This is a genomic window from Tropicimonas sp. IMCC6043, assembly GCF_004146235.1.
Classification (GTDB): domain Bacteria; phylum Pseudomonadota; class Alphaproteobacteria; order Rhodobacterales; family Rhodobacteraceae; genus Tropicimonas.
The window spans coordinates 37,589-57,958 of record NZ_SELO01000019.1 but is presented as its reverse complement, the minus strand read 5'-3'; the positions used below and the strand labels follow the sequence as shown (position 1 = coordinate 57,958).

At 66.4% G+C, this 20,370-nt stretch carries 18 protein-coding genes; 6 read left to right on the top strand and 12 right to left on the bottom strand.

Annotated features, from left to right (window positions below):
• Window positions 1-208: 208 nt before the first annotated feature.
• Both infC and EU800_RS16505 read left to right on the top strand, forming a co-directional pair.
• Complete coding sequence (gene infC / locus EU800_RS16510; protein ID WP_129634132.1) at window positions 209-754, top strand: translation initiation factor IF-3; 546 nt, start codon at window positions 209-211, stop codon at window positions 752-754.
• Between the two features lie 124 nt (window positions 755-878).
• Complete coding sequence (locus tag EU800_RS16505) at window positions 879-1,574, top strand: DUF938 domain-containing protein (protein ID WP_165354700.1); 696 nt, start codon at window positions 879-881, stop codon at window positions 1,572-1,574.
• A 54-nt stretch (window positions 1,575-1,628) separates the two neighbouring features.
• Here the strand turns inward: EU800_RS16505 and rocF are convergent, their stop codons facing one another.
• Entirely contained in the window at window positions 1,629-2,558 is a 930-nt protein-coding gene (gene rocF, locus EU800_RS16500) for an arginase (RefSeq protein WP_129634130.1), read from the bottom strand.
• A 1,434-nt stretch (window positions 2,559-3,992) separates the two neighbouring features.
• Between rocF and EU800_RS16495 the strand changes: the two genes are divergently transcribed.
• Entirely contained in the window at window positions 3,993-4,901 is a 909-nt protein-coding gene (locus EU800_RS16495) for a phosphoadenosine phosphosulfate reductase (protein ID WP_129634129.1), read from the top strand.
• A gap of 66 nt (window positions 4,902-4,967) precedes the next feature.
• Here the strand turns inward: EU800_RS16495 and EU800_RS16490 are convergent, their stop codons facing one another.
• The 3 genes from EU800_RS16490 to EU800_RS16480 all read right to left on the bottom strand — a co-directional run bounded on the left by EU800_RS16490 (window position 4,968) and on the right by EU800_RS16480 (window position 8,538).
• On the bottom strand, window positions 4,968-6,785 hold the full coding sequence (locus tag EU800_RS16490) for a M3 family oligoendopeptidase (protein WP_129634128.1): 1,818 nt from the start codon (window positions 6,783-6,785) through the stop codon (window positions 4,968-4,970).
• Between the two features lie 70 nt (window positions 6,786-6,855).
• Entirely contained in the window at window positions 6,856-8,157 is a 1,302-nt protein-coding gene (locus EU800_RS16485; protein ID WP_129634127.1) for a caspase family protein, read from the bottom strand.
• Window positions 8,158-8,253: 96 nt separating this feature from the next.
• Complete coding sequence (locus EU800_RS16480) at window positions 8,254-8,538, bottom strand: DUF1127 domain-containing protein (RefSeq protein ID WP_129634126.1); 285 nt, start codon at window positions 8,536-8,538, stop codon at window positions 8,254-8,256.
• Window positions 8,539-8,672: 134 nt separating this feature from the next.
• On the opposite strand from EU800_RS16480, the gene EU800_RS16475 reads away from it, so the two are divergent.
• A complete protein-coding gene (locus EU800_RS16475; protein WP_129634125.1) occupies window positions 8,673-9,563 on the top strand; it encodes a LysR substrate-binding domain-containing protein in 891 nt (296 codons plus the stop codon).
• A gap of 261 nt (window positions 9,564-9,824) precedes the next feature.
• Here the strand turns inward: EU800_RS16475 and EU800_RS16470 are convergent, their stop codons facing one another.
• Window positions 9,825-10,412 (bottom strand): riboflavin synthase, encoded by a 588-nt coding sequence (locus tag EU800_RS16470; protein ID WP_129634124.1) that lies wholly within the window; start codon window positions 10,410-10,412, stop codon window positions 9,825-9,827.
• 236 nt (window positions 10,413-10,648) lie between these two features.
• Here EU800_RS16470 and EU800_RS16465 point away from each other — a divergent pair, with 236 nt between their 5' ends.
• Both EU800_RS16465 and EU800_RS16460 read left to right on the top strand, forming a co-directional pair.
• Window positions 10,649-10,924: a hypothetical protein gene (locus EU800_RS16465; RefSeq protein WP_129634123.1), complete on the top strand. Its 276-nt coding sequence runs from the start codon at window positions 10,649-10,651 to the stop codon at window positions 10,922-10,924.
• Between the two features lie 9 nt (window positions 10,925-10,933).
• Entirely contained in the window at window positions 10,934-12,967 is a 2,034-nt protein-coding gene (locus EU800_RS16460) for a capsular polysaccharide biosynthesis protein (protein ID WP_129634122.1), read from the top strand.
• A gap of 45 nt (window positions 12,968-13,012) precedes the next feature.
• On the opposite strand, the gene ribD is transcribed toward EU800_RS16460, so the two are convergent.
• The 7 genes from ribD to dnaG form a co-directional block, all read right to left on the bottom strand.
• Window positions 13,013-14,122 carry a bifunctional diaminohydroxyphosphoribosylaminopyrimidine deaminase/5-amino-6-(5-phosphoribosylamino)uracil reductase RibD gene (gene ribD, locus EU800_RS16455; protein ID WP_129634121.1) on the bottom strand — a complete coding sequence of 370 codons (1,110 nt, stop codon included), beginning with the start codon at window positions 14,120-14,122 and terminating at the stop codon, window positions 13,013-13,015.
• On the bottom strand, window positions 14,119-14,586 hold the full coding sequence (gene nrdR, locus EU800_RS16450) for a transcriptional regulator NrdR (RefSeq protein WP_129634120.1): 468 nt from the start codon (window positions 14,584-14,586) through the stop codon (window positions 14,119-14,121). Before nrdR ends, ribD begins: the two co-directional genes overlap by 4 nt.
• A gap of 154 nt (window positions 14,587-14,740) precedes the next feature.
• The gene (locus EU800_RS16445; protein WP_242500608.1) at window positions 14,741-15,169 is read right to left on the bottom strand and encodes a secondary thiamine-phosphate synthase enzyme YjbQ; all 429 of its coding nucleotides are present in this window, start codon (window positions 15,167-15,169) and stop codon (window positions 14,741-14,743) included.
• An 84-nt stretch (window positions 15,170-15,253) separates the two neighbouring features.
• Window positions 15,254-15,688: a hypothetical protein gene (locus EU800_RS16440; RefSeq protein WP_129634119.1), complete on the bottom strand. Its 435-nt coding sequence runs from the start codon at window positions 15,686-15,688 to the stop codon at window positions 15,254-15,256.
• 185 nt (window positions 15,689-15,873) lie between these two features.
• On the bottom strand, window positions 15,874-16,143 hold the full coding sequence (locus EU800_RS16435) for an HlyU family transcriptional regulator (RefSeq protein WP_129634118.1): 270 nt from the start codon (window positions 16,141-16,143) through the stop codon (window positions 15,874-15,876).
• A 64-nt stretch (window positions 16,144-16,207) separates the two neighbouring features.
• The gene (gene rpoD, locus EU800_RS16430; protein ID WP_129634117.1) at window positions 16,208-18,202 is read right to left on the bottom strand and encodes an RNA polymerase sigma factor RpoD; all 1,995 of its coding nucleotides are present in this window, start codon (window positions 18,200-18,202) and stop codon (window positions 16,208-16,210) included.
• A 130-nt stretch (window positions 18,203-18,332) separates the two neighbouring features.
• Window positions 18,333-20,342 (bottom strand): DNA primase, encoded by a 2,010-nt coding sequence (gene dnaG, locus EU800_RS16425; RefSeq protein ID WP_129634116.1) that lies wholly within the window; start codon window positions 20,340-20,342, stop codon window positions 18,333-18,335.
• Between the last annotated feature and the right edge of the window lie 28 nt (window positions 20,343-20,370).

The following is a 20,370-nucleotide window of genomic DNA, read 5'->3' as shown; positions in this document are numbered from 1 at the left end:
GGACACGCACGGGCTGCGCCCGTGTCGCGGCATTCGGGTCACGGCGGAGTTCTGCGCCGGGCACTTGGAAATCGCGCCGAAACGGCAACGGCGGTTTCCCGCAGACGGCGCGCCAATCGGCGATTTCCCCTCGTGATACCTTGAAAGACTTCGCATAGACGGCTATTTTCCGCGCACTTTTTTCGAAACGACAGAAAGGACGCTTGTCATAGCCCGCAGACCCCACAACGCGCCTCCCACGCGCGACACCGGCCCCCGCGTGAACGGACGCATCCGGGCCAACGAAATCCGCCTCATCGGCCCCGAAGGCCAGAATGTCGGCGTGGTTTCTCCGGCCAGAGCCATGGAACTCGCAGAACAGGTCGGCCTCGACCTGGTCGAGATCTCGCCGAACGCGACTCCGCCGGTCTGCAAGATCATGGATTTCGGCAAATACAAATACGAGACACAGAAGCGCGAGTCCGAGGCGCGCAAGAAGCAGAAGACGATCGAGGTGAAGGAGGTGAAGTTCCGCCCCAACACCGATGTTCATGACTACGACGTCAAGATGCGCAACGTGACCCGTTTCCTCGAGAACGGCGACAAGGTGAAGGTCACGCTCCGCTTCCGCGGACGCGAGATGGCGCACCAGAATCTCGGCCGTGACCTCCTCGAGCGGGTCGCCGAAGATATCAAGGAATTGGGCAAGGTCGAGAACATGCCCAAGATGGAGGGTCGGCAGATGGTCATGATGATCGGCCCGCTTACCAAGTGATCGTTCCGCGCCTGGCGTTCTCCGTCAGCCAACACCCGGCGACTGCCACGGCAGTCGCCTTTGGGGTGCGCGGGGTGCGAGCTCTGTCCGGGGAGGACCGACAGATCGTCATGGTGGTCTGCCCGTGCGCCGGGTGACGGAACCCGGAACCGGCAAACGCCATATCGCCCGCTTCACGCGAAAAGATCATGGCCTTGCCGGTGACCACCGCCTGCACTCTCCGACATTCGAACGAAACGCACCGCCGATCATCGCGGTGCTGAGTGCCTATTTGCTGGGGCGGACCGGAAACATCCTCGAGATCGGCTCGGGCACTGGCCAGCATGCCGCTGCCTTCACGCTTGCCTTCCCGACACTGACCTGGATCGCCTCCGATCCTTTCACGGAGCATCTGGAGTCAATTGCCGCCTGGCAGGCCGCGCTCGGCATCGCGGGGCCGCCACCGGTGACGCTCGACGCCACGGAGGACTGGGCCGAAACGCCGGCGATCCAGGCGTTGCGCCCGCTCGCCGGCATCTACGCCGGCAATGTCACCCATATCTCGCCCTGGGAAGTGACCGAGGGCCTCCTGGCCGGCGCTGGCAAGGCACTGTCCGAGGGTGGCCGCCTCTTTCTCTATGGCCCGTTTCGCGATGGCACGGAATTTTTCGGCGAAGGCAACCGCCAGTTCGACGCGGATCTGCGCGCGGACGATCCCGACTGGGGCCTTCGTGACATGGCCCATATCGAGGCGCTCGGCCGTGCCCACGGGCTGCGTGCCGAAGCGCGCCACGCGATGCCCGCGAACAACCACATTCTAGTCCTCGCGCGTCAGGGTTGAGCCCGCGCGCCATGTGCAACGACGCTGCAAACGCTTCACCCTGCCGGGTGCCGCTCAGAAGCTCCGCGTCGGCCGGTCGAGCACCTTCCGGCCGAACAGACTCGCTGTCAGGTCCACCATTAGCCGCGCCGTGCGGCCACGCTCGTCAAGAAACGGGTTCAGCTCCACCAGATCGAGCGAGCTGACCGAACCTGCGTCGTGCAAGAGCTCCATCACCAGGTGCGCCTCGCGGAACGTCGCCCCGCCCGGAACGGTCGTTCCTACGGCCGGCGCAATGCCCGGATCGAGGAAATCGACATCGAGGCTCACATGTAGGAGCCCTTCCGCTGCCGCGACGCGGTCGAGGAAGGGCGCGAGCAGGGCCGAGATGCCGCGCTCGTCGATCGCGCGCATGTCATGCGCCTCCACGCCGGCCTCCCGAACCAGCCCGCGCTCGCGCGGATCCACTGAGCGAAGCCCGAGCAGGCAGACATTGGCCGGATCGACCACCGCCGGAATTGGCTCCCCGAGAAGCGGCTCGAACCCGGGAAGCCCGCAGGCGAAGGCGAGCGGCGTTCCGTGCAGATTGCCGCTCTCGGTGGTTTCGAACGTGTTGAAATCGGCATGCGCGTCGAGCCAGAGCACGAAGAGCGGCCTGCCCTGCTCGGTCGCCGCCGCAGCATGTCCCGCCACCGTGCCGAGCGAGAGCGCGTGGTCGCCGCCGAGGTAGATCGGAAAGGCCGGACCGCGCGCCAACTCCCGGCTGGCCACGAAAAGCGACCGTGTCCAGCCCGCGACGGTCTGCAGTTCCTTGAGCCGGCTGGTGTCGGACACCGCGTCGGAGGCCGCGGCAGGCAGGACGTTGCCGCGGTCCTCGACCTCATGACCGAGCGCCTCCAGTTCCTCGACGATGCCGGCGGTGCGATAGGCATCGGGCCCCATCCGGCAGCCGCGCCGCCCGCTGCCTTCCTCCACCGGGGCGCCCAGCAGAACGATCCTGTGCATGTGAAACCCTGTCTGCCCGTCCTCGCGGGGCGCGGCCGCGCGTGGCTACGGGGGTGTTGGAACTGGCGAGATCCTATTGGAGCCCGGGAAAGGTGGCAACCGAGCGTGCCTTCGGTGGCAATGTTTCCGGAGATTGGATGCGCGGCATGTCGAAATCACGTGATCCCGAAAGGGACAGTTTCTGGACGAGAGGTCCGAAAAGCGTCCGGCCGGGCCGGCGATCTCGAGATCGCCTCCCCGGCCGGGTGTCCCCTCCCTGGACCTGGCTTCGCGGCGGCGGCCGGGCTGGCGTTTCCTGAATTCCGACAGGATATCGCCGAAAAGGGCGGCCGCCCCCCGAATATCAGACCGGGCATCTCACCCGGCGCCGTCTCGTCACCGGCACACCCATCGGGACGGCCAATGGTCATCGCATCGGCGCAGGTTTCCGGAAAGGCCGTGGCACCGGGGCCGGCAGGCAAGGCCAGCGCGTCCCGGTGTCCCGAGGATGTCGCGATGAGGCAGGTGTCAGCGCGGATATCCGTGCGCGCTTGCCGATCCCGAGTACCACCCCAGAAACACAAACACCGATTCCGGGCGCCATGAATGACATGCACTGCATGTCGTCGCGGCCCGGCGATCGTTCCGCGAACCTCAACACCGAACCGAGGCCGATTGCCAGCGAAATCGTCATTCCCAAGTGAAGATTCACGGTAATCAGTATCTTGCCGATCAAGTTCCGCCGCGCCGCAGCGCGAGATCGGCCCAACCATCCGCTATCATCGGATCGACGTGCTGCCACAAGTTGCCTTCGAAATTCACGATTTGGGTCGAATCCCCGGTCGGTTTGACAGGCAGGATCAGAGGGATGACGCGCTGCCCGTGGCAAGATTCACCCGGCACCCAGCCGAGCACCCCGGGCCAGCGACGTTTGCCGACTGCAAGGTATCGAACATGACCGACATGGCCTTCCTCCTCTCTCGTCCCGGACGCTGCGACGCGTCAGCAAGCCGCAGTATGACCGAGAATGGCTGGATCAATGTCCAAGGCCGGCGGTTCCCCAGAGAGTGCGGAGTCTTCAGCCGAAAAATGCGGCCTTGTTCCTTTGTCACTGTCCGCAACGCTTCCCACAACTTTCGATCCGATCCTTCCGGTCATCGATCCTCGCGAATCGGGCAGCGGACTGCCTGGTACAGCCGTCCTGCCGGGACCGCGCGGCGCCGTGCCGCGGCTCGCGAACGGTATTTCCTGCGTTTCCGGTGTGTTCCCGCGGCGGACCGTGGCGGGTCCGCAAAATTTTCCCCGCCAATCGACAGGCGACGTGATATGCTCCCCGTGGACATAGAGTTGATTTCGGCTTTGGCCAGAATGTATTGCAGCCCGATCCTCGTTCGCCGTGGCATCGAGCGACACGGTGAATTTGAGAGTGAAGCGTAGAGAGCGACGAAAATGGAGATGACCTCCCCCCCGACGCGAACGGACGACCGGCGCACTGCAGCGGAGACGGTCGCCGACTGGCGGATCCGGCTCGACGCGCATGGCGAGATCCACGGCATGCACCGGGTCCTCGACGCGCGGCACGGTGTCGTCTTCACCGACGAAGAAGCCGACACACTCCTGGTGAGCTTCGAAACCGCCGCGGAGATGCGCGAAAATGGCGTCGGCCTGCCGGAGGCGCTTCGGGTCGCCGGGCGCGAAGGCTGGTCGCAGCTCTGCCTCTATTGCGAAGGCGACAGCTTCTTCCGCACCGAGGCGGTCTTTGCCTATATCGACGAACTGGTCGACAGCGGCTTCTTCGACGGGTTCGGACGGGTCGTCTTCTACGGCGCCGGGCCCTGCGGCTACGCGGCGGCGGCCTTCTCGGTGGCGGCTCCCGGGGCCATCGTCGTGCTCGCGCGCCCGCTCGCGACACTCGATCCCGCCCGGGCCGGGTGGGATCACCGCTATCCCGCGCTGCGGCGGGCCGACTTCACCAGCCGCTACGGCTACGCTCCCGAAATGCTCGAGGCGGCCAGCCGGGTCTTCCTGATCTTCGATCCCGAAATTCCGGCCGATGCGATCCACGCCGCCCTTTTCAACCTCCCCGAGGAAAGCCTGCTGCGCTGCCGCCGCCTTGGGCCGGCGCCGGAGCGTGATCTCGAGCGGATGGGCGTGCTCGCCCTCCTGCTCTCCGCCGCTGGTCACGGACGGCTCGACGCCGCGACGTTCTTCCGCCTCTACCGCCGCCGTCGGAGCTATCGCCCCTACCTGCAACGGATCCTGACCCTCCTGCGTACCGAAAACCGCGCCGGCCTCTATCGGCTCTGGGCCAACGGCGTGCGTGCGCAGATCGCGCCCGACGGGCAGGGCCGCGCCACAGGGTGACGTCGACGGGCGCTGACGCCTTCTAGAAACGCCGGACCGGACCGGTCAAGCCCGGTCGCTGCGCCGTCAGTCTTCCATCGCCTCCAGCTGGTCGATCAGGCCGGAAATCATGCCAAGCCCCTTGTCCCAGAATTTCGGGTCGGAGGCATCGAGCCCGAAGGGGGCAAGCAGCTCTTTGTGGTGCTTCGACCCGCCCGCCTTCAGCATCTCGAAATACTTCTCCTGGAAGCCCGGGTCGCCCTCCTCGTAGACCGCGTAAAGCGCGTTCACGAGCCCGTCGCCGAAAGCATAGGCATAGACGTAGAAGGGCGAATGGACGAAGTGCGGGATGTAGGACCAGAAGGTCTCGTAGCCGTCCATGAAGGAGAAGGCCGGGCCCAGGCTCTCGCCCTGCACCGACATCCAGAGCGCGTTGATCTCGTCCGGCGTCAGTTCGCTGAGACGGCGCGCCTCGTGCAGCTTGCATTCGAAATCATAGAAAGCGATCTGCCGGACCACGGTGTTGATCATGTCCTCGACCTTACCGGCGAGCAGCACCTTGCGCTGCATCTCGTCGGCCGCATTGTCGAGCAGCTTGCGGAAGGTCAGCATCTCGCCAAAGACGCTCGCCGTCTCGGCCAGCGTCAGCGGCGTCGCCGCCAGCAACTCGCCCTGCCCCGCCGCCAGCACCTGGTGGACGCCGTGACCCAGCTCATGCGCGAGCGTCATCACGTCCCGCGGCTTGCCGAGATAGTTGAGCATCACATAGGGATGCACCTCGACCACCGTCGGATGTGCGAAGGCGCCCGGCGCCTTGCCCGGCTTTACGCCGGCATCGATCCACCCCTTGTCGAAGAAGGGCGCGGCAATCTCGGCCATCCTCGGCGAGAAGCCGGCATAGGCGTCTATCACAGTCGATTTCGCTTCCTCCCAGGACACGGTCCGGCTGTCTTCCATCGGCAGCGGCGCGTTGCGATCCCAGATCTCGAGCGCATTGAGCCCCAGCCATTTGCGCTTGAGGTCGTAATAGCGGTGGGAGAGTCTCGGATAGGCCTCGACGACCGCATTACGCAGCGCCTCGACCACTTCCGGCTCGACATGGTTCGCCAGGTGCCGCCCGGTCTGCGGCGTCGGCATGCCGCGCCAGCGATCCTCAATCTCCTTCTCCTTGGCCAGCGTGTTGTGGACGCGGGCGAAGAGCTTGACGTTGGCTCCGAAGACCCGCGCCAGCTCCCGTGCCGCGGCCTCCCGCTTGGCGCGGTCCTGTTCGGTAAGGAAGTTCAGCGTCGATTCGAGGTTGAGGCGTTCGCCGTCGACATCGAATTCCAGCCCCGCCATGGTCTCGTCGAAGAGCCGGTTCCAGGCGGAAGCGCCGACGGTCGACTGATCGTGGAGGAATTTCTCCAGCTCGTCGGAAAGCTGATAGGGCCGCATCGCGCGGAGCCGGTCGAAGACCGGCCTGAAGCGCGCCAGATCTTCGTTCTCCTCGAGCAGCCGCTCGAGATGTGCGTCCTCGAGCCGGTTCAGTTCAAGAGTATAGAAGACCAGCGGTGTGGTGAAATTGGTGATCTTCTCCTGGCAGTTTCCAAGGAACTGCGCGCGTTCGCCATCAGACGTGTTCTGGTAGTAGCGCAGGCCTGCGAAGGACATGATGCGCCCCGCGACGATGTCGATCTTTTCGTATCGCAACACGCAATCGAGCAGGCCCTTCGCATCGAGTGCCGCCAGTTTGCCCTCGAAATCCTCGGCAAAGCTCAGGCAGGCGGCCTCCAGCCAATCCATATCGCGCTTGAGTTCAGGCGCGTCAGCGGCGGTATAAAGATCGGTCAGATCCCATTCCGGAAGCGCCCCGAATGGGCTCGCGCCGGAGATGTCGGCGTCGAAGACGGGGGAGCTGGCTGTCATGGGATCCTCCTTGCGGTTCTGCCCGGCGCAATAAAAGGGTGAATCCCGCCCGGATCAACCTCAAAGCGCGTCAGCGGATGCGCAATTCCGCGATCGCCGTGTCAGGCCATTTCTGGCCGCGATAGACGTCGCCGATTTCCAGCAGGATCCAGGTGACTCCGGTGAAGCCGTCGAGCGGGAAGCTCTGCCAGCCGGCGTGGTCCTCGAGCCGGAGCGTCCGGACCTCGTCGTTTGAGGCATAGACATTCAGGAGCCGCACCCGACCGTTGCGGATGAAGGTCGCGTCCGATTTCGGGTAGCCGTTGATCAGCTCGACGGCGGCGATATCGGTCGCCTCCGGCAGGTCGATGGCGAGATAGGCGCCCTCGCCGTGATTGCTCTGGCCCTCGACCCAGGCCGTCGCGCCGGTGTCGTCGAGCAGGTTCTCCGGCCCGTAGCGGTTTCCCGATTGCGGTTCCAGCACCGAGGAGGCGCAGAGCCGCGCGCCGCCCTTCAGCGAGAGACAGGATTCGCCCGCAATGCGCGGGCGCGGCGTGTTCGGGACGGCCGGACGCATAGGCATGTCGTCGGGAAGGACAACCTTGGATTGTGGGTGCTGTGGCGGCGGCGCCTGCGGCGCAGGGGTGGGAGCAGAGGTGAGAAAAAGCTCGTCGAGCAGCGAGGAATTCTCCCACGGGATCTGGGTTCCGCCCGAGGCGTCGACCACCGAGGCGCGGACCTTGCGCATCACTGCGTGGATATCGGCATCGGGCGTGCCGATATAGTCCAGAAGCGCGGCCGTGAAGGGCGAGTTGCGCCCCTGCCCATCGAGCGCGACATTGCCCGGCTGGGTGGAAAAGGCGATGTAGCTCCCCACCCCCGCCTCGACCTTGGAGAGCCCGCGCTCGCCCCGCCCGCCGGAGCGCGAGGAGCTTCCCTCGAGGAACGGGTTGTTGCGGCAGGCGTCGAGGATTACCACCCGCGCGCCGGCGCGCAGCTCCATCGCCCGGAGCACCGCGTCGAGCCGGACCGACGCCGCGACCAGCGCTTCCTCGTCGCCGGCCTGCGCATCGACCGGAATCAGGTAGTTCTGCCGCCCGATCTGTACGCCGTGACCGGCGAAGTAGAAGAGCGCGGTGTCCTCCGGGGTGAGGTCCCGGGCGAAGGCATCGACCAGTTGCAGCGTCTGGTCGCGCCCGAGGTCGATGCCCTCGAAGACCCGGAACCCGAGGCTCCGCAGGCGGTCGGCCATGTCGGCAGCATCATTCGGCGCGTTGGCGAGCGGAGAGGTCGCCTGATACGCACCGTTTCCGAGCACCAGCGCGACGCGATCGGCGAAGGCCGGGTGGGCGAGGGTCAGCAAGGTGAGGATCGCGGCGAGACAGCGGAGCATCCTGGTCTCCTCGAAAGACGGGCTGGGCCCAGTCTAGCCACCGGAGACCGGCCAGGATCAACCCGCATTCCGTTCCGCCCCTCGGTCGCGGTGCATTCAGCGGCGCCGGGGCCGTCCCCGATGCGTGCTTCCATAGCTGAGTTCCGATTCCGCATCGCGCCAGAATGGCAACTGCGAGGCCCGCTCGACCTCGGCGCGCCGCAGGCCGACATCGTCGAGCAGGCGGTCATCGAGTTCGAGCAGGCGCGCGTAGCGGCGGCGGCGGCGCAAGGCCACCAGCGGGAAGCGCAGCACCCGGCCAATCGTGCTCAGAATCCGGCCCGGTGCGGGGAACTTGCGAGCCCGGACGATCTCGATCTTCCAGTCTGTGGTCAGGGTCATGTCGGGTCCTTTCGAATTTGTCCGGGCCGCGCGTTCGGCCTTGGGGTGACAATGGGAAAAGAATATGCTTCAATCAAACGCAATGATTTGATCTGAGCTTTCAAGAATTTTGACGCTCAGCTTGGAGGCCCGCCATGACCCTTCACGCAACACCCCAGATCCCGCTGGTCGACCTCGACCTTCTGCGCACGCTCGACGCCATCGCAGAGAGCGGTTCCTTCTCCGCGGCTGCCGGCATCGTGCATCGCACGCCCTCGGCCGTGTCCATGCAGGTGCGCCGCCTTGAGGAGATTGTCGGCCGCCCCGTCTTTCTGCGCGACAGCCGCTCGGTCTCTCTCACGGCGGACGGCGAGTTCCTGCTCGCCCATGCGCGCCGCATGCTCGCGTTCAACCGCAAGGCGATGGCGCACTTCATCGCGCCGGAATTGCGTGGGACGGTGCGGCTCGGCGCGCCGGACGACGTCATCGAACGGTTCCTGCCACCGATGCTGCGCCGCTTCGCCGAGAGTCACCCGTGCGTGGTGGTCGACGTCGTGGTGAACGACTCCCACAACATCCGAAGATCCATCCAAAAAGGCGCCCTTGATATCGCGCTGGTCACGGATTCCTCGCAAGGCGCAGCGGAGACGCCGGCTGAAGAGGTGCTCCGCGAGCCGCTGGTCTGGGCGAGCTGCGCCTGCGGTGTGGCCGCAGGGCAGGATCCGCTGCCGGTCTCGGTCTGGAACGAGGGCTGCGCATGGCGCAATGCCGGCCTCGCCGCGCTCGACCGGGCGGGACGGCGCTGGCGGATCGCGTTGCAAAGCGCCCATCTCGCCGGCCAGCGCGCCGCGGTACTGGCCGACCTCGCGGTGGCGCCGATCCCGGCCGCGGCTCTTGGCGGCCGCATCGTCGAGGCACCACCGGCCTATAAGCTGCCACCGCTTCCGAGCTATTCCCTTGGCATGATCGTCGCGAGGGATGCGGAGGCGCCGATCCTTGCGGCGGCGGACCACCTTCGGGCGAGTTTCGCGAAATGCGGGGCTTAGAATAGTCGTTCACTGGGCCAGGTGCGGAGCCACACCATCATCGGGCGGCGGCGCGGCGATCCGACGGTTGTTCGTGGCACCAAATGACGACGAAACCGAATGCGATCAGAGCTATGCGGATCAGAGCTATGCGTTTGAGCCGATATATCGCCGCGCCTTGGGGGCGTCCCAGCGATGGCGCGGCGGCCTAACGGCCTTTGCCCCGCGCCATGGAGCCAAACACCAAGGTCACCCCGAGGCCAACGGCCGCCGGTTTCTCACTCAAATCGTCTCCGCCAGCCGCGCCACGTAGCGCGCCAACGTGTCGATCTCCAAGTTGACGACGTCGCCCACCTCCGCCGCGCCCCAGGTCGTCACCTCCTTGGTGTGCGGGATGATGTTGATGCCGAAATCGCAGCCCTCGACCTCGTTCACCGTCAGCGAGGTCCCATTCAGCGCCACCGACCCTTTCGGCGCGATGAACCGCGCAAGATCCTTCGGCGCGCGGAAGGTAAAGCGGGTGCTGTCGCCCTCCGGCACCATGGCGAGGATCTCGGCCACCCCGTCGACATGACCGGAGACGATATGGCCGCCGAGCTCGTCGCCAACTTTCAGCGCCCGTTCGAGATTGATCCGCCCGCCTTCGGTCCAGCCGCCGATATTGGTCTTCGAGACCGTCTCGGCCGAGATGTCCACCTCGAACCAATCCGCCCCTTTGCCCACCACCGTCAGGCAGACCCCGTCGCAGGCGATCGACGCGCCGACATCCACGCGCGTCATGTCATAGGAGGTGCCGATCCGAGCCCTGAGGTCGCCGCGACGCTCCAGATGCCTGATCTCGCCAAGGTCGGTCACGATGCCGGTGAACATGGATGAGCCTCCTGTTGTCTGCTCCGGGAGCTACCTCTCCAGCGCGCGCCGGGCAAGAGGTGCATTGCCCCGACGAGCGCCCGGTGGACCGCGGCCACAAGGGACGGCAGAGGAGTCGGGCACGCGGCCAGGCGGCAACACTCCCCGCGCGGCCCGGAGCCAGACTTCCCATTTTCTAAGCGTCCTGTAGGGTTGGCGACAAAAGCTGAGGCAAAAAGCGCCAAGGAGTCAGAGCAGTGAACGTGAACATGACCGGCCGGGCCAGCGTCGTGGCCCTGCCCCTCGAGGCGCCGGCCGTGGGTGGTTGTGGCCTGCCGCGATCCGGCCTCCACAAGAACGAGATCTTTTCTGGTCCGGTCGGCTCCGACACGATCCGGCTGGGCGACAGGCTAGGCCGCGACGACGACACGCTCTGCGTGACCGATGCACCTTTCGTGTCCTGGCAGAAGACTCTCTCGGCCGTCACCGGTAATCTCAGCCCGCTGACGGACTACGCGACGCTGGCCAATTAGGGCCGGCGCGTGACCGCAGAGCAGCCACATTCCTCCGCGGAATCCGCTCCCCGGCGGCTTTTCGTTTACGATGGCGGCTTCGCGACGCGACGCATCCGGCGCATCCTCGCGCTTGCCGGCTGGCAGGTGACCACCGGCCGCCCCGGCCGGGACGACTGGATCGGCGTCTGGGGCCATGGCCCCACGGCATGGCGTGGCGAAGCCGTCGCGCGACGGACCGGCGCCCGCATCCTGCGAGTCGAAGATGCCTTGCTGCGCTCGCTGCGCACCGGGCGGGATGGCGAAGCGCCCACAGGATTGCTGCTTGACCGGCTGGGCGTGCACTACGATTCCGGCCAGCCTTCCGAGCTGGAGGAGACCCTCGCCAATGCGCCGCTCGACGACACCGCCCTGCTCGAACGCGCGCGCGCGGCGATGGCCCGCATGCGGAAGTCCGAGATCAGCAAATACAATACGTTCGACACCGATCTTGACCCGCCCGAGCCGGGGTATGTCCTAGTCGTCGACCAGACCGTCGGCGATGCCTCGATTCGAGGGGCTGGCGCTAAGCCGGAGCGCTTCCGGGAGATGCTCGCGCTTGCACAAATCGAACATCCGGGCGCGCGCATCCTCATCTGCTCCCTTCCCGAGACCTGCGCTGGGCACCGCCGCGGACATTTCGGCCCGGGCGAGGCCAGCGAACAAGTCGCGTTGCTCACCGCACCCCATTCGCCCTGGCGCCTTCTCGAGGGCGCCGTCGCTGTCTACACCGTCTCCTCGCAATTCGGCTTCGAGGCGATCCTCGCCGGCCACAGGCCGCGCGTTTTCGGCCAACCCTTCTATGCCGGCTGGGGCCTGACCGAGGACGAGGCTCCGCCCGCCCGCCGCCAGCGCCGGCTGACCCGAAGCCAGCTCTTCGCCGCCGCGATGATCCTCCATCCGACCTGGTATGATCCCTGGCGCGACCGGCTCTGCGAGTTGGAGGACGTGCTCGACGGTTTCGACGCCCGCCTCCGCGCCTTCCGCGAGGACCGCCACGGCTATGTGGCGACCGGCATGCGGCTCTGGAAGCGCGGCCACCTGCGGCGCTTCTATGGCAGCGAGGGCAAGCTTACCTTCGGCCTGCCGCCCGGTGGGACCGTGCTCACGGCGATGAAGGAAGGGTGCCCGATCCTCGGCTGGGCCGGCCGGATCGACCCCCAGGTCGAATTAGGCGCGGCCGCCGCCAACGTGCCGCTGCTTCGCGTGGAAGACGGGTTCCTGCACTCCCGGGGGCTCGGCACAAAACTGGTACCGCCGATCTCGCTCGTCCGCGACGATCTCGGCATCTACTACGATCCAAGCCGGGAAAGCCGACTCGAACGATTGATCGCCGCCTCGACCGACCTGCCCGACGGTGCAATCCGCCGCGCCGAGCGCCTTCAGGTCGCGCTCACTCGGGCCGCGCTCACGAAATACACAACTGGCACAGGCACCTTGCCCGATCTTCCCAAGGGCCGCCGCATCCTCGTGCCCGGCCAGGTCGAGGACGACGAGTCGATCCGGCTCGGCTGCGGCGAGATCCGCAGCAACAGCGCTCTGTTGGAGGCCGTGCGCGCTGCCAATCCGGACGCGGTGCTGATCTACAAGCCGCATCCGGATGTCGACGCGGGTCTGCGCGCCGGCGCCCTTCCGGAGGACAGCGATCTTGCCGACCTGACGCTCCGACGCACCGACCCCGCGGCCCTCATCGCCGCTGTCGACGAGGTCTGGACCCTGACCTCCCTGCTCGGGTTCGAGGCGCTGCTGCGCGGGCGTTCCGTCACCTGCCTCGGCGCGCCATTCTATGCCGGCTGGGGCCTGACCACGGATCTCGGGCCGGTCCCCGAGCGGCGGCGCGCCCGCCCGAGCCTCGCCGGCCTGATCCACGCTGCGCTCATCGACTATCCGCGTTATCTCGACCCGGTAACCGGCCTGCCCTGCCCGGTCGAGGTCGCGGTGGAACGGCTCGCCGCCGGCATCTCGCCCCGGGCCAACCCGCTGTTCTCCAAGATTCAGGGCCTGTTCGCCAGCCATAGGACCTAATGGCGCTGAGCGTCACGTGGTCCGTCCAGGCTTGCCTTCCGCCGCTCAGCGCCGCTCCGGCCGCCAGACCGCCATCGCATCCGGCCCCACGGCGCGCAGCCGCTCCAGCCGGAACCGCGGCGCCGCGGCCAGCGCGTCGACCCCCATGGCGCCGAGCCCCGGCCGGCCCTCGGCGCCGAGCCCGAGGCCAGCCGTAAACGTCACGAGTTCATCCACCAGCCCGGCATTCAGAAGCGAGGCCGCCAGCGTGCCGCCGCCCTCGCACAGAACCCGCGTCAGCCCTGCCGCGCCGAGTGCCTGCAACATCTCCGCCGGATCGAGTTGCCGCCCGTGATGCACAGGCACTTCGAGGAACCGCGCCCCCTGCACTGCCCAGGCCGCCTGCCTTTCCCCGTCTGCGGCCGGGCCGTGGCAGAGCCAGACCGGCGCGTCCTCCATCCCGTTAAAAAGGCGGCCCTCTGTCGGGAGGTCTAGTCGCCGCGAGGCGACGATGCGCACCGGCTGATGCGTCACGCCAAGGCCGCGGATTGTGAGCGAAGGGTCGTCGTCCCGCGCCGTGCCGGCGCCGACCAGAACCGCGTCATGTGACGCGCGCATCCCGTGTACCGCGCGGCGCGCCTCGGGGCCGGTGATCCACTGGCTCTCTCCAGTGGCCGTGGCGATGCGGCCGTCGACCGAAACGGCCAGTTTCAGCGTCAGATGCGGCCGGCCTTCCGTCACCCGCCGCAGGAACCCCTCGTTCGCCCGCCGGGCGGCCTCCGCCCGCAGGCCGTTCGTCACCGCGACACCGCCGGCCGCAAGAAGTGCATGGCCTCTGCCGGCCACGCGCGGGTCCGGGTCCTCGAGTGCGGAAACGACTCGAACAACACCCGCCGCCAAAAGTGCCTCGGCGCAGGGCGGCGTCTTGCCGTGATGGGCGCAAGGTTCCAGTGAGACATAGGCCGTGGCGCCGCGCGCGGCCGCGCCGGCCTGCGCCAGCGCAACGGTCTCGGCATGAGGCCGGCCGCCGGGCCGGGTCCATCCGCGCCCCACGACGCGCGCGCCCTGAACGATGACACAGCCCACAGCCGGATTGGGCCAGACCCGGCCCAGCCCGCGCCGCCCGAGCGCGATCGCCAGATCGAGGAACCGGGCGTCCGCCGCTTCAGCGGTCACTCTCCTTGTCCGTCCCCGGGGCGCAACTCGCTGACGAACTTGTCGAAATCACCCGCAGCCTGGAAGTTCTTGTAGACGCTGGCGAAGCGGACATAGGCCACCGTATCGATCCGCGCGAGCGTCTCCATGACGATCTCGCCGATCACCTTGGACGATATATCGGTCTCGCCCATGCTCTCCAGCCGGCGCACGATGCCGGAAATCATCTGGTCCACCCGCTCGGGGTCCACCGGGCGTTTCTGCAGCGCGATCCGCACCGAGCGTTCGAGCTTGTCGCGGTCGAAATCCTCGCGACGTCCGTTCGACTTGATCACCACGAGGTCGCGCAGTTGGACCCGCTCATACGTGGTGAAGCGCCCGCCGCAGGCCGGGCAGAAGCGCCGCCGCCGGATGGCGACGTGATCCTCCGCAGGCCGCGAGTCCTTCACCTGGGTATCGACATTGCCGCAGAACGGGCACCGCATCCCTGTCCCCTTTCAGACTTCCCCTTGGGGGTCACCCCCGACGCATTGCTAAGACTATAGGGGAGCCGCGAAAGCTTGGGTAGGGGATTTGTCCACATACCCTATCTGGAGAAAATCGGACCGGAACGGGCGGAAACACGGCGTTCGCACCCTCTCATGCGCCCAGGAAATGCATCACCACCTGACGTCGATGCGCCCGCGTGCGGTGTTCGAAGACGTAAAGGCCCTGCCATGTACCAAGCATCATTGCGCCCGCTTCAACCGGGATCGACAGGCTTACCGGCAGCAGCGCCGCCTTGATATGACCGGGCATGTCGTCGGGGCCCTCGTAGACATGTTCCAGATAAGACATCGAGGGATGGTTCGAGGGCGGCACCAGCCGCTCGAAATAGGCCCGCAGGTCGCTCTGCACCTCGGGGTCCGCGTTCTCCTGGATCAGCAGCGAGGCCGATGTGTGGCGGATCAGCAGCGTCAGGAGCCCGTCCGCCGCGCCGACCTCGCGCAACCAGCGAGCCACGCGAGACGTGATCTCGTAAAGGCCGGCCCCCTCGGTGTCGACGTCCAGGATGTGGTGGCGCATCATCTGCCGCAGATCCTTCGGGGACGCCGCGGGACAGCGGGAACGGAGCCCGTCGACCGCACGAAGGAAACCGCCATCGCCGGCGCCCTAGTCGTCATCATTCGAACTACCGTGCCCCATATGGGCAAGGCTGCAGAGCGCGTTGGCATGGCCCACGCTTGCACTCTGGCCGCGCCGCGGACCTGCGATGCGGGCGACCGGAGGGCGCGGCCCGTCCGGTCCGGTCACCGCGAAGACCACGGCGTCGCGGTTCGGTTGGATCTGGCTTGGCGTACGGCCGCTGATGACGATTACCCGGTCGGTGTTGCGGGCGCCGAGCCGGTCGCGGGCAAAGCGACCAGCGGCACAGAAATAGTCCGCCTTTCCGCGCCCGGCAATCGTGAGGATCTCGAATTCCTGTGACGAACCGATGACCACCAATCCGTCCGGCGCCGCGTATCGCACGGCGCCCTGCGACACGGCCGGAGCCGCCCCCGCCGCGAGCGCTCCGACAAGCGCCGATATCATGGCCATGCGTCCCATCTTCGCCTCCGTTCCTGCCCCATTGGAGCATGGTGACAGACTACAGGACAGGTTCTCCGTCGCAAGGGCGGTTGCGGACATCGCGAGGCCTGGAAGGCGCTCTCGCATACCGCTGCCGAAGTCCTCCGAAACGCGTTCAAAAGGGAAGAGACCCGGTTGCCCGAACTTCCCCTGACCAAGCCCGTTCAGCCGAACAGGGCATCCCCCCGTTCGTCGATCAGCGCCTGTGCCTTCGCGAGCGAGATCTCCCGCGCCTGGTCCTCGGACGAACAGACATCGGCGCGGATCAACTGGTGGTTCAGCGTCTCCCCGTCGACGTCCTTTTCAATCCGGGCGGCGACACGAAAACCGCCGGCCTCCTTGATCGGGTCGGGAAAGATGCGGAAGCCCGAATAGGTTTCGGGCTCGGGCTGGCCACCCGATCCGCCACCGAACAGTTTCGAAAACAGCGACATCACTGCGCCTCCCTGTTTGCGTCAAGCGGCCCGTCGCCGCGCCGCCGGCTCGGACCCGAACGGGCTACTGATCCAGGAAGCTCCTGAGCTTCCGGCTCCGGCTCGGATGCTTGAGCTTGCGAAGCGCCTTGGCCTCGATCTGCCGGATCCGCTCGCGGGTCACGCTGAACTGCTGGCCGACCTCTTCAAGCGTGTGGTCGGTGTTCATGCCGATGCCGAAGCGCATCCGAAGCACACGCTCCTCGCGCGGCGTCAGCGAGGCGAGAACCCGGGTCGTCGTCTCCTTCAAGTTCTCCTGAATCGCAGAATCGAGAGGAAGAACCGCGTTCTTGTCCTCGATGAAATCGCCGAGTTGGCTGTCCTCCTCGTCGCCGATCGGCGTTTCGAGGGAGATCGGTTCCTTGGCAATCTTCATCACCTTGCGAACCTTCTCGAGCGGCATCTGCAGCTTCTCGGCCAGTTCCTCCGGCGTCGGCTCCCTGCCAATCTCGTGCAGCATCTGGCGACCGGTTCGAACCAGCTTGTTGATCGTCTCGATCATGTGGACCGGGATACGGATCGTGCGGGCCTGGTCGGCAATCGAACGAGTGATCGCCTGCCGGATCCACCACGTGGCGTAGGTCGAGAACTTGTAGCCGCGGCGGTACTCGAACTTATCGACGGCCTTCATCAGGCCGATATTGCCTTCTTGGATCAGGTCGAGGAACTGCAAGCCGCGATTGGTGTATTTCTTGGCGATCGAGATGACGAGCCGGAGATTCGCCTCGACCATTTCCTTCTTGGCCTGGCGGGCTTCTTTCTCGCCCTTCTGAACCTGCTGGACGATTCGGCGGAACTCGGGGATGTCGACGCCGACATACTGGCCCACTTGCGCCATCTCGGCCCGAAGCTCCTCGATCTTGTCCGAGGAGCGCTCGAAGAGCGCCGCCCAGCCGCGGCCCGGCTGGGCCGCCATACGGTCCATCCAGCCCGGGTCGAGTTCGTAGCCCTTGTAGGCGTCGATGAACTCGCGACGGTTGATCCGCGCCTGATCGGCGAGTTTCACCATGTTGCTGTCGATCGACATAATGCGGCGGTTGATGCCGTAGAGCTGGTCGATCAGCGCCTCAATCCGGTTGTTGTGCAGGTGCAGTTCGTTCACCAGCACGACGATCTCGGAGCGCAGCTTCTGATAGGTCGCCTCCGCGACGGTCGAGAACGAGCCGTCCTCGTTCAGCGTCGCCGACATCCGCGCGTCCTGCATCTCCTCGAGGTCGGTGAAATCGCGGGCGATGCGGTCGAGGATGTCGAGCACCTTCGGCTTCAGCGCGGCCTCCATCGCGGCGAGCGACATGTTGGCCTGCTCTTCTTCCTCGTCGTCGTCCTCGCGCTTGATCGGGTTGCCGTCGGCGTCGTATTCGGGCTGCTCCGTCTTCGACTCGGCCTGGGAATCGACGCCGAGATTCTCGACCACGGGCTCCGCTTCCTCGTCGTCCATGCCGCTGCCGAACGTGGTCTCAAGGTCGATCACGTCGCGCAGCAGAATCTCCTCGGAAAGAAGTTCCTCGCGCCAGATCGTGATCGCCTGGAAGGTCAGCGGGCTTTCGCAGAGCCCGGCGATCATCGTGTTGCGGCCGGCCTCGATGCGCTTGGCGATGGCGATCTCGCCCTCGCGCGAGAGCAGCTCCACCGAGCCCATCTCGCGCAGATACATTCGGACCGGGTCGTCAGTGCGGTCGAGCTTCTCGGTCTCGGTGGTGGAGACGGCGACCTCACGCGACGTCGAAGCCTCGACCACCTCGGTCGATCCGTTCTTCTTGCCGTCGCCGTTCTCGTCGTCCTCGGCTTCCTCGCCCTCGATGATGTTGATGCCCATTTCGGAGAGCATCGACATCACGTCCTCGATCTGTTCGGAGGAGACCTGGTCCGGCGGCAGCACCTGATTGAGCTGATCGTATGTGATGTAACCCCGCTCGCGGGCATCTGCGATCATCTTCTTGACCGCGGTCTGACTCATATCGAGCGAAACGTCCTGCTCGTTGTCGTCCTGCTTGCGGTCTTCGGTGTCCTTGGCGGCCATATAGGAACTCCTGTCTCGCGGGCGGTATGATTCGGCGCGTCCTCGAATCAGACCGAATCACTAGCGCACGGGGCGCGCAATTCCACTCGCATACCTATCCGGGCGCGGAATTGAAAGCCCGCCGCCCCTCTCATGTCTCGCCGCCACCGTCCTTGTCTTCCGCCAGGAAGCCGATCGATTTCAGCAGCCGGTCCAGTTCCGAGCGTTCGCCCCGGTCCATCCGGGCGCCGTTCTCGGCAATGACAAAGTCGGCGCGGTCTCCGTCGCTGCTGCGCCCGGCCATCTGACGCGCCTCGACCGAAAGCGCGAGCCGATGGTCGATCCACTCCGCGGAGGTCTCGCCAAAGCCTTCCATGGCCTCGTCGATCTCGCGCCTCGTGCCCCGGAGCGCGGCCAGCTTGACGATCTCCTCTTCCAGGCAGAGCCGCGCAAGGTCGAGATCGCCGGCACGCCGCACCGACGGGGCGAGCGTTACGTGGCGTTCCGACCGCACCCTTTCAAGGGCCTGCGGGCCAAGCGCCGCGGCGATGCGGGCCTCGACTTCGGGGGCCGTGTCCTCCGGGTCACAGGTCAACAGGACGGCAGCAAGCTCGGCATGGCCCGGCCCCTCGAAAGGCATCTCCTCGAGAACGTGGCAGAATTCCTCGAGCAGCGTCGGGGTGCCGATCAGCGTGGCGAGGATTACCGCCTCGCGCAGTTCCAGCGCCACGCCCTCGTCCGCGCCGGCGAGCCGCGAGCTGAGCGTGCCGGAAACAGGCGCCGCGACCGGTGCGGCGCGCCAGCCGCCCTTTTTCCAGGGCGGGCGGGCATTCCGTTCCGCGCCCATTCCGGCCTGCCCAACCGGCCCGTAAGAGAGGCCGAAGAGTTCCGCCCGAAGCCGCCGGATCTCCTCGGCATAGTGGCCGCGAAGTCCCGGGTCTCGGATCCGCTTGATCGCTGCACGCAGCGCGGTGTCGAGCTTGGCCCGGCGTTCCGGGCTGTCGAGCACCTTGCTCTCGGTCTCGCGCCGCCAGAGCAGCGAGACCATCGGCACCGCGGCATCGATGAGCGCCTGCATCGCCTCGGGTCCGCGCGCCTTCAGGAGGTCGTCGGGGTCCTGACCCTCGGGCAGCAGGCAGAAACGCAGCGACTTGCCGGCCTCGATCAGCGGCAACGCGAGGTCGATGAGCCGCATCGCCGCGCGCAGCCCGGCAGTGTCGCCGTCGAGCGCGATCACCGGTTCGTCGTCCACCCGCCACATCAGCTGTAGCTGGGCTTCGGTGATCGCGGTTCCAAGCCCGGCGACCGTTGCCCCAAACCCCGCCTCCGACAGCGCGATCACGTCCATGTAACCTTCGGCGACGAGGAGCGGCTGCCCCTTGCCCGCGGCCTCCCGCGCAGGGCCGAAATTGTAGAGGTTCCGCCCCTTGTCGAAGAGATCGGTCTCCGGCGAGTTGAGATATTTCGCACTATCGGAAGGGTCCATCGCCCGGCCGCCAAATGCGATGGCGCGGCCGCGGCCGTCGCGGATCGGAAACATGATCCGGTTGCGGAATGTGTCATAGGGCTCCCGGCCCTTGTCCGAGGGCTTGGCGAGCCCCGCGCTGAGGATCAGCTCGGGCGCGATGCCCTTGCCGCGCAGGTGGTCCCAGAGATTCTGCCAGCCCGGCGGCGCAAAGCCGATCTCCCAGCGGTCGAGCGCCGCCGCGCTCAGGCCGCGCTTCTCCGAGAGGTAGGCGCGCGCCTGGCCGCCCGCTGCGGTCTTGAGCTGGAGACGGAAGAACTTCGTCGCCGCCTCCATCACCTCGGCGAGTTGGCTCTTTCGATCGGCTTTCTCCCTCGCGCGCGGGTCGCGCGCCGGCATCTCCATCCCGGCCTCGCCGGCGAGGATCTCGATCGCCTCGATGAAGGAGACGTTTTCCGTCTTCTGCACGAAGCTGATCGTGTCGCCGCTCTCGTGGCAGCCGAAGCAATGGAAGAAGCCCTTGCGGTCATCGACGTGGAAGGAGGCGGTCTTTTCTTGGTGGAACGGGCACGGCGCCCAGTGATCGCCCTTTGCCTGGTTCGATTTCCGCTGATCCCAAACCACCTTGCGGCCGACAACCTGCGCAAGCGAGGTGCGGCTGCGAAGCTCGTCGAGGAATCCATCTGGCAGGGACATTGCCGGACTATCGCTCCCGCGCCGCGGC